Origin of the sequence: Desulfitobacterium sp. LBE (assembly GCF_007830365.1) — a bacterium.
GTDB lineage: Bacteria > Bacillota > Desulfitobacteriia > Desulfitobacteriales > Desulfitobacteriaceae > Desulfitobacterium > Desulfitobacterium hafniense.
Genome location: NZ_VLKD01000001.1, coordinates 590,015 through 602,856, shown reverse-complemented (window position 1 = coordinate 602,856; position 12,842 = coordinate 590,015). Strand labels below are relative to the sequence as shown.

11 protein-coding genes are annotated in these 12,842 nt (G+C 46.3%); 2 read left to right on the top strand and 9 right to left on the bottom strand.

Annotated elements, in window-relative coordinates:
- Positions 1 to 3: 3 nt before the first annotated feature.
- Together DESLBE_RS02855 and DESLBE_RS02850 are read right to left on the bottom strand one after the other, a co-directional pair.
- On the bottom strand, positions 4 to 1,290 hold the full coding sequence (locus DESLBE_RS02855) for an electron transfer flavoprotein subunit alpha (protein WP_144675023.1): 1,287 nt from the start codon (positions 1,288 to 1,290) through the stop codon (positions 4 to 6).
- Entirely contained in the window at positions 1,290 to 2,123 is an 834-nt protein-coding gene (locus DESLBE_RS02850) for an electron transfer flavoprotein subunit beta/FixA family protein (protein ID WP_011459802.1), read from the bottom strand. Before DESLBE_RS02850 ends, DESLBE_RS02855 begins: the two co-directional genes overlap by 1 nt.
- 297 nt (positions 2,124 to 2,420) lie before the next feature.
- Here DESLBE_RS02850 and DESLBE_RS02845 point away from each other — a divergent pair, with 297 nt between their 5' ends.
- Complete coding sequence (locus DESLBE_RS02845) at positions 2,421 to 5,303, top strand: UPF0182 family protein (RefSeq protein WP_144675022.1); 2,883 nt, start codon at positions 2,421 to 2,423, stop codon at positions 5,301 to 5,303.
- Positions 5,304 to 5,340: 37 nt separating this feature from the next.
- Here DESLBE_RS02845 and DESLBE_RS02840 read toward each other — a convergent pair whose 3' ends face one another.
- The 3 genes from DESLBE_RS02840 to DESLBE_RS02825 all read right to left on the bottom strand — a co-directional run bounded on the left by DESLBE_RS02840 (position 5,341) and on the right by DESLBE_RS02825 (position 8,350).
- Positions 5,341 to 6,621: a hypothetical protein gene (locus DESLBE_RS02840; protein WP_243131221.1), complete on the bottom strand. Its 1,281-nt coding sequence runs from the start codon at positions 6,619 to 6,621 to the stop codon at positions 5,341 to 5,343.
- Between the two features lies 1 nt (position 6,622).
- Complete coding sequence (locus tag DESLBE_RS02835) at positions 6,623 to 7,591, bottom strand: phosphodiester glycosidase family protein (protein WP_005811688.1); 969 nt, start codon at positions 7,589 to 7,591, stop codon at positions 6,623 to 6,625.
- A gap of 342 nt (positions 7,592 to 7,933) precedes the next feature.
- Positions 7,934 to 8,350, bottom strand: a complete 417-nt coding sequence (locus DESLBE_RS02825; protein ID WP_005811690.1) for an OsmC family protein — start codon at positions 8,348 to 8,350, stop codon at positions 7,934 to 7,936.
- A 187-nt stretch (positions 8,351 to 8,537) separates the two neighbouring features.
- Here DESLBE_RS02825 and gap point away from each other — a divergent pair, with 187 nt between their 5' ends.
- A complete protein-coding gene (gap, locus tag DESLBE_RS02820) occupies positions 8,538 to 9,542 on the top strand; it encodes a type I glyceraldehyde-3-phosphate dehydrogenase (protein WP_015944222.1) in 1,005 nt (334 codons plus the stop codon).
- A gap of 50 nt (positions 9,543 to 9,592) precedes the next feature.
- On the opposite strand, the gene DESLBE_RS02815 is transcribed toward gap, so the two are convergent.
- From DESLBE_RS02815 to DESLBE_RS02800, 4 genes are all read right to left on the bottom strand, one after another.
- On the bottom strand, positions 9,593 to 10,240 hold the full coding sequence (locus tag DESLBE_RS02815) for a hypothetical protein (RefSeq protein ID WP_144675019.1): 648 nt from the start codon (positions 10,238 to 10,240) through the stop codon (positions 9,593 to 9,595).
- Positions 10,241 to 10,306: 66 nt separating this feature from the next.
- Entirely contained in the window at positions 10,307 to 11,014 is a 708-nt protein-coding gene (locus DESLBE_RS02810) for a hypothetical protein (protein ID WP_144675018.1), read from the bottom strand.
- 316 nt (positions 11,015 to 11,330) lie between these two features.
- Complete coding sequence (locus tag DESLBE_RS02805; protein ID WP_015944225.1) at positions 11,331 to 11,897, bottom strand: hypothetical protein; 567 nt, start codon at positions 11,895 to 11,897, stop codon at positions 11,331 to 11,333.
- 84 nt (positions 11,898 to 11,981) lie between these two features.
- Positions 11,982 to 12,809 (bottom strand): ATP-binding protein, encoded by an 828-nt coding sequence (locus tag DESLBE_RS02800; RefSeq protein ID WP_243131219.1) that lies wholly within the window; start codon positions 12,807 to 12,809, stop codon positions 11,982 to 11,984.
- Between the last annotated feature and the right edge of the window lie 33 nt (positions 12,810 to 12,842).

The window sequence follows — 12,842 nt, the reverse complement described above, 5'->3', positions numbered from 1 at the left end:
TCCTTATTTCGCCAAGCCGTGCTGTAGGCGTTTCTTAAACTCAGCTGTTAAAGCTGGTACGACCTCATTAAGATCTCCCACGATGCCGTAGGTTGCAACACGGAAGATTGCCGCGTCGGGATCGTTATTGATCGCAATAATGCTGTCGGATGTTTCCATTCCCACTAAATGCTGGATGGCTCCGGAGATACCAATGGCAATATAGAGCTTGGGCCGGACGGTTACACCTGTTTGACCGACTTGCCGGTCATGGGTAATCCAGCCTGCTTCTACGGCGCCACGGGTTCCTGCCAGGGTCGCGCCCAGGACTTCGGCTAATTCTTCCGCCAGAACCATGTTTTTCTTCGAACCAAGACCTAAGCCGACTGCCACAAGGGTTTCGGCTTTGTCTAAGAAGATACTTTTGGCATCCCCTTTTATAAAATCAACGATTTTGGTCAGCACTTGATCTTCTGTCATGCCCAGTTCTTCGCGAACCACTTCCCCTGTGCGTCCTTCGACCCGTTCAGGCATAGCCATAACCCGGGGACGGACCGTGGCCATTTGGGGACGGCGGGTTTTACAAAGAATCGTCGCCATGATATTGCCGCCAAAAGCGGGACGGGTTTGCAGCAACAGCTTGGAATCAGGATCGATGCTCAAGACGGTGCAATCGGCGGTTAAGCCTGTTTGCATCTTAGTGGCCACCACGGGGAACATATCACGGCCCATGGCCGTAGCACCCATGAGGATAATCTCCGGCTGATACCTGCGCACCAGATCGGCAACCGCTTCAGCATAGGGCTGTGTCCGATAATCCTTGAGAACGGGATCATCCACCACATAGACTTTTTCTGCTCCATGAGCAAAGGCTTCCGGAATCACGGCTTCCACATCATGCCCAACCAGAACACCGGCTAATTCACAACCAATATCATTGGCCAGCTTGCGTCCTTCGCCCAAAAGTTCCCAGGAAACAGGGGCTACTTCGCCACGGTTATATTCGATGACGACCCATACCCCGCTCCAAACGTCGCCGCCGGGAACCGGCGCTGCTTTCTTCTCCACCTTTGCCCCAGGTGCTGCTGGAGATGGTTCAGTGGAGGTTTGTTTGGGTTCCTCGGCACTTTTTCCGGCTCCCTCAGGCAAAGAGAGGATATTGCTGGGACAAACGCTTACACAGTCTCCGCATTCGGTACATTTTCCGGCATCGACGACTACGCCGCTATCCCCTAATTCTAAGGCCTCAGAGGGGCATTCCCCCACGCAGAGTCCACAACTAATACAACCAGGTCCAATAATAACTGCCATTACCGATTGCCTCCCTTCGCAGCGGGATTAACCATGATAATATTATGCTGGAACATTTTCTCTACCACTTGAGCTGCTACACCTTGGGGATCCTTGGTGCCATCGAATGTTTCGCCACCGGAGCGGGCCGGCGGGGCAAAAATCTTATTCACGCTGGTGGGGGATCCCTTAAGTCCCATTTGAGTCACATCGAACTCAAAGGACTTGGAGTCGATCATCTCCGGCTCATAAGAAGCAGCCTTCATCATGTTGGGCAAGGATGCATAACGCAGATCATTAAGCTCCTTTTCAACGGTGAGCAGGGCCGGTAATTTGGCCTGCACCACTTCTTTACCTGTTTCCAGCTTGCGCTGAACGGTTATGGTGTCTTTATTAATATCGGTAACCTTAATAACATAAGTCAATTGCGGAAAACCCAAACGGCAGGCAATGCCAGGGCCTGTCTGAGCAGTATCCCCGTCGATAGCCTCTTTACCGGCCAATACCAAATCGACAGGATCTGTTTCATTGATTTTGAGAATAGCTTGAGTGATAATGTAAGCTGTTGCTAAAGAATCTGAACCACCGAAGGCCCGATCGCTTAACAGAATAGCGCGATCCGCCCCAAAGGACATGGCTTTCCGGAGTGCTTCTTTCGCTTGGGGAGGCCCCATTGTGACAATAGTAACTTTCCCACCCATTTTCTCTTTAAGACGGATTGCCTCTTCAAGGGCATGGGCATCATATGGATTAATAATAGACGGTACCCCTTCACGCATTAGCGTGTTCGTTTTGGGGTCAATCCGAACTTCAGATGAGTCCGGAACTTGTTTTAGACAAACTACGAAATGCAAAAAACTCCCTCCTCTAACCCTTTTTGCTTATAAAGATATACATAATCCCACATGTACAGCATAGTACAACAGGAGAAAAAAGACAAGTTATTTAATTAACAGAATATAATAAAAATTTACTTAATTACTGAAGAGCAAATATTCTAATAAAAACAAAGATAATTATATCACAAAGGAAATAAAAACCCTAACTATTTTTAGTAATTTTTGAATATAAGAAGATAGGGGTGCAGGGTTTTTCTAGGATTGGGCAGAATACTATTAGGCAGCAATTTCAAGTGTAAAGGGGGTATGGGATTGAGACGAACAGCACGTATCATGTTGGTATTACTGGGCATAGGATTAATTCTTTTTATTGCACTCAGCGGCCTGTTCGAAGATTATTTATGGTACTCCGACCTGGGGTACAGTCAACTTTTCTGGACCCCCTTAATCAGCAAAGGAATCATTCAAATTATCAATGGGACCATTCTCTTTACGTTCATAGCGGGCACTCTTTTTTCCATACGTCACGCAATTTTGACTTTCGTCAATGAACGGTTACGGAAGCGCCTCCGCTTGGTTCATGAAATGGACCGTCCTCTTTATCACTTAAGCCAGCGCAAAATGACTCTTTGGCTCATTATCATTTCAGTCCTGATCAGCTTTGGGGTCAGTTTTGTTACCGGTTTCACCGGTTGGCTTGAGGTCCTGACTTTTTTGAATGCCACTCCTTTTGGGCAGGGAGATCCTATCTTCTTTAAAGACTTAGGCTTTTATGTGTTTCAATTACCTTTTTTCATTACCATTTATAATGCTTTTTTCGGACCGCTTTTTTTTCTCACCTTTTTTACGATAGTGTTCTATAGTTTTGCCGGCGTTATTCATTTTCAATCCTTACTGATTTGGAAGAAACAGGCTATTGAGATCAATTCTGCTGCACGCCGCCATCTTGCTCTGCTTATTACGGTGCTTTTTCTCTTCAAAGGATTTGGCTGCTATTTCGATACCTTCCGCCTGCTGTATTCTCAGCATGGCTTAGTCTTAGGTGCCGGCTACGCTGATCTCCATGCCACTTTGCCGGCCTTAAAAGCCTTGATGGTTTTATGTGCCTTAGGCGTTATCGGAGGAGGCTTAGCCTTTTTTAAGGACGAAGTGCGTTTGCTGACCCTCCCGATTCTGGCGATTTTTATCAGCATTCCCCTTCTTTCCGGTCTCGGGCCGATGGTCCTTCAATCCCTGGTGGTCATTCCCAATGAATTGGAGAAAGAAACACCCTATATCCAAAACGAAATCGCTTTAACCCGCTTTGCTTATGGCCTTGATCAAATCAGCGAAGAAGGCTATCAAGCCGACCAGCCTCTGACTTCGGAAACTCTCCAGAAAGAGCTGCCGACTTTGAATAATGTCCGCCTTAATGACCCTCACCCCCTGCTCCGAACCTATACGCAGAAACAGGGCATCCGGCCTTATTACAAATTCTATAATATCGATATGGATCGCTATCGGATCAATGGGGAATACCGGCAAGTCATGCTTGCTCCCCGTGAGTTCTCTTATCAGGATTTAGAAAAAACCGCTCAAACCTTCGTTAATTTACGCTTCAAATACACCCATGGCTTTGGTGTGGTGGCCTCCTTCGCCAATGCGGTCACACCGGAAGGGCTTCCCGCCTTTGCTATTAAAGATGTGCCGCCGACTACGGACTACCAGGAACTTCAAATCAGTCAGCCCCGCATTTATTTCGGAGAAATGACCCATGACTGGGTAGTGGTCAATACGGATTTAAAAGAATTCGATTATCCGGAAGGCAAAGCCAATGCGGAAACACGCTATGAAGGCAAATCAGGCATTAAACTGACTCCCTTCAACCGGCTTATGCTTTCCATAAAGCATGGCACCTTGCGTTTCTATTTAGCCAATGAGATCAATTCCCAAAGCCGCATCCTGCTTCATCGCAATATCATGGACCGTGTGGAAAAGCTGGCGCCCTTTCTGCAATACGATGATAACCCCTACCTGGTTGTCGATGAAGGTCGGCTCAAATGGATTATTGATGCCTATACTGTTTCCAAGACCTTTTCTTATTCCAGCATGTACCCCGAACGGGAACTCAATTATATCCGCAACTCAGTGAAAGTCGTCGTGGATGCTTATGATGGCACGGTTGACTTCTTTGCTGTGGATGCCCAGGATCCCATCTTACAGACCTATCGCAAAATATTCCCCGGGGTTTTCAAGGATTTATCCGCCATGCCTGACACTCTCCAGACACACCTTCGCTATCCGGAGACCCTTTTTAAGATTCAGAGCACCATGCTGAAAAACTTTCACATGACGGATCCTACGGTATTTTACAACAAGGAAGACACCTGGGATATTGCCAAGGAACTCTTTGGTTCCGAGCCTCAGAATATTGCCCCTTATTACAGCGTGATGCGGCTCCCTGACAGCGAACAGCCTGAGTCGGTCCTGATGATTCCTTTTACTCCCTCATCCAACGCCAACAATATTCGCACTAATATGGTAGCCTGGCTGGCGGCCCGCATGGATGGTGAACATTACGGAGAACTGATACTCTATAAAGTCCCGAAAAATACGGAAGTGGACGGCCCTCTGCAGGTTGAATCACGAATTGACCAGGATCCTGAAATCTCAAGACAGCTGGCTTTATGGGATCAAAAGGGCTCCAGTGTCATTCGCGGCGATCTTGTGGTCCTTCCCCTGGCAGGCAATTTTTTATATGTTGAGCCGATTTATTTGCAATCCGAAAAAGCCGGCAGCATTCCGGAAATGAAACGGGTTATTGTGGCTTATGGGGATAAAATTGTGATGAGCGAGACCTTCGAAGAAGCCCTTGCCCAACTCTTTGGAGTTCGTTTGAAGCTCTCTCCTCCTCCTCCGGCTAATGTATCCGCCTTAGCAGTTTCCCCTATGAGCGCCGAACTGAAACCAGAAGAGACTGAAGAGACAACTGAAGAGACAGAAGAGCCCGTCGACCCCCAAGAGGATACTCAAGCTCTCTTAAAGCAAATCGAACAGATACGGGAGATGCTGAATCAGTTGGAGCAGCAATTCAAAAAGATAACCGGAGACTCGGTGGATGTGGAAGGCGGCAAAAAAGCCGATGAAGATGCTCATGATGTTCAAACTGATCCTGAGGGCTCTGTGAGCTCAGAGCAGTCGAAAACCAATCCATGATTGCCAAAGGCGGAAGATGTTACTCTTCCGCCTTTGCTTATTGCAGTGGATGCAGTTTTACTTTGGTGGACATCCCTACCCGTGTGACTTGAATGACTTCCACACCATCGGAAGAGATATAGTTTTCTTCCCCGTCAAGCTTTACTTCTTTATCGCTGCCATCCTTGATAATATAGGCAGTCAAATCGTTATAGACAATGATTTCACCATTGGCCCCGATAATAACATCTTTGGCATCATCGTAAGGTATGGACCCTTCCCAAACGGTTGTAAATTTCAGGCTTTTTTCTTCGGAATTTTCCTCACCGCTGCGGATGCTTACCAGCTTATCATCTTTAATATTCCCCAGGTAGAGCATGCCTTCCCGGTTGCCTAAAATCACATCATCAGCATCATCAGACACCACTTCCCTGTTCCATCCCTGTAAACCAATAATTCGCTCTGATTTCCCGGAAGTGCTTTTCGCATACAGGGTGCCGAACTTATCCGAAGCGGCCATTTGGGTGATGACTTCCCCCGCCTGGTTTAAGGTGCGGACATTTTTCATAATATCGATTTCCATCAGCTGAAACTTCCCATTGTTCTCAATGGCAAGGTAGAGCAGGTTGGTAAAGGTGGATACCACCATCTGCTTGATCTGTCCGCCGGCAGGGAAACTATCAATGCTGCGGTTATACCGATCATCGGGTGCCGTCTCCTCTTCATCGCTGGGAGGCAGCTCCAAAGTATAAACCTCAGTGATTTGCGGATTGTTATAGCGGACTTCTGTGCGGGTCTTGGGGGTCTTTTTAACGGGAGGCGCCTGATTGGGATCCTCCACGGCATCGGGCTCAGCAGTGTTATTGCTGCCGGTGCTTCCTTGCTCCGTGGGCTCCTCTTCGACAGGAACGACCACCGTCGTGGTAGGATTGGGGTTCCTGCGGGCATAGAAGTAAACAAGGGTGTCACGGTCCGGGAGCCATTGATAATAGATCGGCCCCATATCATATTCACTCTCCCCTTGGGGAGACTTCTCAAAGACAACTTTTTCTTGTTGCAGATTATAGACCTTGAGTACACCATTCTCCTGATAAGCTAAATAATCTTTGCCATAAGAGAGCTGAAGGTTCTCCAGATTCGTACCCGGTATCTCTGTTTCCAAACTCTTAACGACAATGGGTTGAGCATTAACCGGCGCCATGATCCCTTCAACTTTATAATTAAGAAAATAGTAAAAAGCAAACTGCAGCATTAATGAAACCATAATCCAACTGGTTATTGTTCTGAGCAGAGCGCGCGTTTTTCGTTTCACGAATCCACCCCCTTCATTCTTTCCCACATTAAGGCGTCACCACAAATCCGGTGGGGATATAGCGTTCGCCAAAAATATTCCAGAGCTTATTAATGATCTTGCCGTTATAGACCATCTCCGAAGAGGAGCCGCCATCCAGATTAACCGCTTCTACGGCGTCATACTCCAAAAAGACATTCATCATATCTCTTAAGGTTGCTCCGATACTCCAGGTGGGCTGGCGTCCATCGATCACTACAAAAATAATGGTCCCGTCTGCGCGCTGTCCGATTCCGGTACGGGGGGCAATCCCCCAGCCGCCGTCCCCGGAGACAGCAGGCTTGCCATTTTTAACCAGGGGAGGGTAAAAACTTACTCCTTCCTGGATGTTCTTTTCTTTGACTTGATTAACATCCATAGGCCCAATAATCAGTTTGCCCTCGGCATCAATCCCGATAAAATCAACCACTTTATTCCCTGCATTGTTGTGGACGACTTCCCCATTCTGAACAGTGATTCCATCAGGAAAGGCGCCATTGCCTGAGCCATCGGGATCATAGAAGCCTCCGGCGTTGATACCCGCAATGGCCCCAGCATGTTTCACCATATCCGAAAGCCGCTCCCCAGCAACGCCGATTTCCTGAGTAACAGCTAACTTAACCCGCTTAGGATCGCTGATCAGCATAACTTTTCCTTTAAAATTCTTACCTTGTATATCCTCAATGACAATACCGGAAGAAGTATCCTCAACATCGGTTTGTCTGTCAATATTCCCGCCCACTTGGTTACCGTGATCATCATAAGTGTGCATAATCTCACTGATTTTTTCCTCGGAAAGAAAGAAGCGCACCACCTGAGGGTGACGTGATGTTTCTACAGCACCTACCGCCATAACTTTTAAAGCTTCAAAGGGTCCCCAAAACAGCACAAAGGGCACGAGGCAACCGGCAAAGATGATATTAAAAACCAGAAATGCGACAATCATTTTCCAACGGACCCTGCGCTTTTTCTTCATCATGCGCCCTGATCACTCCTTAATTGTGTTCTTTTTCATTACTATCTTTCAGCATCGATTATTTTATCATATTGGGGCAGAGTGTAAAGAAAATAAATTACACTTCTCGACAGTGAAAGAAAACCCGGCTTCGCCGAGTTTTATCTCCACGTATCGCAAAAAGGCGAAGTCCTTGGTTGCCCTTGTGCACCATGAAATTTCCTTCTGAACAGCTAAAAACAAGCCGCAGTTTCAATGCGGCTTAAGTAGAATGCTTATCCTAATGGTAACCTAAACACGATTAGTATAGCAAATGCTCACTATGGGTTCAACTCTCTCAATATTAATTATTTATTAACGACCCCTTTAATTTGGATAAGTTTCCAATTTGTACGTGAGGTTGGCAACTTTATCGATCATATTGGCCACGCTGCAATATTTCTCCATGGATAATTGAATGGCCCTAAGCAGTTTTTCCTGGGGTAGGTTACTGCCCCAGAATTTAAATGTCAATTCAACATCGGTAAAAATACGGGGGTGCTCTGCCGCCCGCTCTCCTACTACCGAGATTTCCAACCGTTCATAGGTAATCCGCATTTTCTCCAGGATCGTAACGATATCCATGCCGCTGCACCCTGCCACGGCCATCAGCACAAGCTCCATAGGGCTGGAGCCGTATCCTGAGCCCCCTGTGGTTACACTGCTGTCTATTTGTGTCTTTAGCTTGGACTGACCTTCTCCTTCGAAGTGCATTCCTTTAATATGAGTTACCGTGACTTGCATTGAACGACCTCCTTCTTTATAGACATGTAACTGCGCGAACGCCTCAAAGTAAAAATATGCCAATAATTTTTGCCTTTAAGTTACACAAGTATGTCACATTTACCGCTTAAAAGTAATTGTGTCATACTGAAAAAGATGTTAAACTATCACATGGACATATGAATTTAGATTAAAGGAGTGCGGTAAGTTGACAATTCGAATTGGGATTAATGGATTTGGTCGAATTGGACGAAACGTTTTTCGAGCGGCTTTTGGAAGAGAAAACATTGAAATCGTTGCAGTGAATAATCGATCGACAGGTGAGATTTTACCTCATCTCTTAAAATACGATTCCGTACATGGTATCTTCCCTGCTCAGATCCAGCACACTGAAGATGGCTTCACTGTGGATGGACAACTGGTTAAAGTAGTTTCCCACACAGATCCCGGAGATATTCCTTGGGGTGAATTAGGTGTGGACATTGTCATTGAATCCAGCGGCAAATTCAATAATGGGCCGGCCTGTCAAAAACACCTCAACAATGGGGCGCGCAAAGTTATTATTTCTGCTCCCGCCAAAGAAGAAGACATTACCCTTGTCATGGGCGTCAATGAAGAAATCTATGATCCGCAAAAACACCATATCATATCCAATGCCTCATGTACAACCAATTGTCTGGCTCCTGTAGCCAAAGTGATTCACAAAAACTTCGGGCTCAAACGGGGATTAATGACCACTGTTCATTCTTACACCAATGACCAGCAAATTTTGGATCAATCTCACAAAGATTTGCGCCGGGCCCGGGCGGCGGGACTTTCCATCATCCCCACCACTACAGGAGCGGCGAGGGCTGTAGCCCTTGTACTGCCTGAGCTTAAGGGAAAACTCAACGGTTTTTCCATGCGTGTCCCTACACCCAATGTCTCTGTGATTGATTTAGTCGCCGAAATTGAGAAGAATACCACGATTGAAGAACTCAACGGAGTCTTGCGCCACGCCAGCGAAAATAAACTGAAGGGAATCCTGGACTACACCGATCTTCCCCTCGTTTCCAGCGATTTCAATGGCAGCTCCGCCTCATCCATCGTCGATGGTCTGTCCACCATGGTTATGGAGGATAACCTTATTAAGGTCATCTCTTGGTATGATAATGAATGGGGTTATTCCTGCCGTGTCGTCGACCTTGTCGAATATGTCAGTCGCCAGATCTAGAAAAAGAGCCGTCAGGCTCTTTTTTTAACTCTTTTTACCCTTTGGAATTATTATTTAGCCAGGGATTTCATGACTTCCTGCCGCAGTTCATCTTGTTCCTCCTGGTTTGACTCCTCCTCACCCTGAGCAAAAGCTGAAGAACTCTCCCACTCTTCTTCCCCTAAGCGCAGAGGAAAAACAAGGACAATTAAGGCTATCCCACCTATGGTTAAAGCAGCATACTGAAGCGAGAGCAGGAAAAAGAGCAGCGGAACCTGCTGGGCAGGAGTCCCCACAGCATAACTGTATTTTGTTAGGGAATTCCAGTCCACTCCCGAACGCTCCCACAGAGGAAAGCCGTAATAATCCACTGTATTCATTAATTTCTGACCGAGTTCAGCGTAAGGTGCCTGAGAAGAAAGATAAACAAAACCTTTGTCAGTGTAAATCTTGTCTAATTCCACGGCTTCACCGGTGAAAGCTTCCTTGGTATAGGTTCGTTCAATCCGCAGGACATCATCCGGATGAATATTCACATTGCCTTTTTCCGTTATTACTGTATAGAGTACACGATCGATGAGCTCAATATTGAGTACTTTTACATCCAAATAATTTACTCCTATTGAAGTCAAAACAGTTAGGAATAGACAAAAAATTATGATCAAGCTGGATAGACGTTCCCGCCCGAGCTTATTATCCTGTACCATGAAGCAATACACTTCCTTTAATATTTTTAAGATATCGTCACAGGCTCAATTCTACACTAATTTCGCGGAGCGAACAAATTACGGAGAGCCAAAAAACCTGCCAAAACGCCTTAGAATTGCCATCACATCCTCTGAGGAGAGATTAAAGGATTGATTCTGTCCCGTTCTCGGTTTTGGGACCGGTTTCGCCCCTGTAGTCTCCGGCGGGACGACGCAGCGCACCAAGATAACAGCCAATAGGGCCAGGATAAGAAAGGGCAATGCCCCTCTTAAGCCCGGAAAACTCAAGATCGGTACATAAACAAGCAGGGTTGGCGTGTACACCTCATTTGCATAATCCACAGATATAAAAATAGCTGCATAAACCGGACTATCGGGGGGCAGCTCCGTGGGAAAAGCAAGTGCGCCGGTTCCGTTGGTGGTGTTATTAAAAGCGGCTCCCTGATTGGATGGTGCAGCTTTCTGCCTGGTGCCTAAATATTGAATTAAATTCTGCAGTTCCTCGATAGGTATCTGGAGCTTTTGTCCTCTGGCCAGATCAAGAACAGGCAATTTCTCGAGATGAAAAATATGTTTTGCCAAAAGCAAGAGAATTTGGGAGCCCAGGAGAACCCAAGAAGCCTGAAACAAGCGACTGATAATGAGAGGTTGAACAAATGACAAGACAGGGCTCCCCGGCATAGCGCTGATACGGGTTAGAAGGGCAAATCCCGCAATAATATTTTGCAGCCCACCATCTTGCGGCGTATCGCATTGATCAGAAATTAGAAATTCATGGAGATTCATTTAGTCACCCTCTCCCCTCTTTAGCAATATATGGTAATTGCTATTGTCCTGTTCGGAAATTTGGCAGCCGGAGATGGTTTTTCTGCAGGAATATACTTCTATGCCTATTATGTCCCATTAGAGAAGAAATAGAAAAAGAGGTACAAATTTTTTGCACCTCAACAATTTTTTTATAGTATCATATTAGAAATTGTTATCATGTTCGATATCATTATCATGTGCGATACTTATACCATTTCCGATACTTATATCATTTTCAATACTAATATCATAATTGATATTAGTATCACATCCGATATCAGTATTGCAGATACAACTATTTCGCAGCGTTAGGCGCTTTTACAGTGGAATCTACATTAAAGAAAAAACTGGCCTCAGTGGCTTGGGTAATGCCCCCTTCTGCATTGGGCTTAATTCTCAGGGTGATTTTGTGCTGTCCGGCAGTGGCGCTTTTACCGGCAGCATCCCCTAATGCTTTAATATCCCGGAAGGCTACTCTTGCCGTAGCGCCAGGATCAAGCGAGGGCAGTGTGCCAATTTTGCTGACTTTCTGCGCATTATCTCCTACTAATGACACTTCCAGCTCAACTGGTATATTCGCCATCTTCCCGCTTGTTGTATTTTGAACCGTGGCAATGAGGTCAAATTTGTTGGCATTGATCACTTGACTGGACTTAATTGTGACGGTTCCATAAGTTAAATCCTGGGTAAAAGAACCGGGTTCGACGGCAACTCCCAGCATCTTTACTTCTGGGACAGGTCCATTTGCACTTACTTGTGCCGTTTTCCAGAGGGTTACTCCAGCAATCCCGATTAAGCAGACTAACAAAGCACTTAAAATCAACGTAAAGTATTTGCGATTAATCGCAATAATTTTGGCCATTTCAGGCACCTCCATTCGGATTCTTCTCTATGAAAAAGTATGCATGTCCTGGAGAAGACATGCATACTTTCTTTAACTTATTTATTATTTTTTTCGTTCTTTTTCTCTGTCCTGATATTGGCGCAGCCGAATATCCTGTTCAACATGCATTCTGAAGATCCGGCAGGATTGAATGAGCCGCGAAGTGGTTCGCGCCCCCAAATGCTCTTCCATCTCCTCTAAAGACAAATTGGAAGTGATCACCGTCGGCAGCTGCTGGTTCAAACGATAATTAATAATAGAATAAAGACGATTGCGAGTCCAATCGGTGTAATTATGGGCCCCCAGATCATCCAAAATGAGAATAGGAATTTCCCGGGCCGTATCCAAAAGATCCAATTCATTCTCATCGGTTTTATAGGTGGCGCGCAATTGATCCAAAAGGTCCGGAACAACCAGGAAAAGGACTTGATGCTCCTGTTCCATTAAGGCATTGGCAATGGCTGCCGCCAGAAAGGTTTTCCCGGCCCCCACCGGCCCGATCAGGATCAAACCTAAGCCATGATAATCGTCGAGGCAACGGGCCACAAACTCCTTTGAAGCATGCAAGGCCGTTAAGGCTCCCTCCAGATAACTCCGGTCCTGGGGATTGGCTTGGCTCAGATAATACTCCTGTCTGAAGGCCTCAAAACGGCAATTAAGCAATCCACGGGCCATGCGCGCGTGGCGGAACAGGTTCTCCATCCGTTTTTGCCGCATACAGGCACAGGGTCGCGCCGATTCCCCATCGAAAATTATCCCCCGGTCTTCACAGAGGGGGCAGTTTACAGACGTCTTGAGCTGGCTATGAGCTGCCGGCGACTCAGATTGTTCCCGTTTATGTTTAAGTTCGTCAAGATAACTCTCTTGCATAATATGTTTAACGGATTTCATGGGCGCTCTCTCCCCTTTCATTACTCAATCATG

What these genes read in the sequence shown, in the direction of transcription:
- DESLBE_RS02855 (WP_144675023.1), bottom strand. Translation starts at nt 1,290, where the DNA reads ATGGCAGTTATTATTGGACCTGGTTGTATTAGTTGTGGACTCTGCGTG.
- DESLBE_RS02835 (WP_005811688.1), bottom strand. Translation starts at nt 7,591, where the DNA reads ATGATGAAGAAAAAGCGCAGGGTCCGTTGGAAAATGATTGTCGCATTT.
- DESLBE_RS02825 (WP_005811690.1), bottom strand. Translation starts at nt 8,350, where the DNA reads ATGCAAGTCACGGTAACTCATATTAAAGGAATGCACTTCGAAGGAGAA.
- DESLBE_RS02810 (WP_144675018.1), bottom strand. Translation starts at nt 11,014, where the DNA reads ATGAATCTCCATGAATTTCTAATTTCTGATCAATGCGATACGCCGCAA.
- DESLBE_RS02805 (WP_015944225.1), bottom strand. Translation starts at nt 11,897, where the DNA reads ATGGCCAAAATTATTGCGATTAATCGCAAATACTTTACGTTGATTTTA.
- DESLBE_RS02800 (WP_243131219.1), bottom strand. Translation starts at nt 12,809, where the DNA reads ATGAAATCCGTTAAACATATTATGCAAGAGAGTTATCTTGACGAACTT.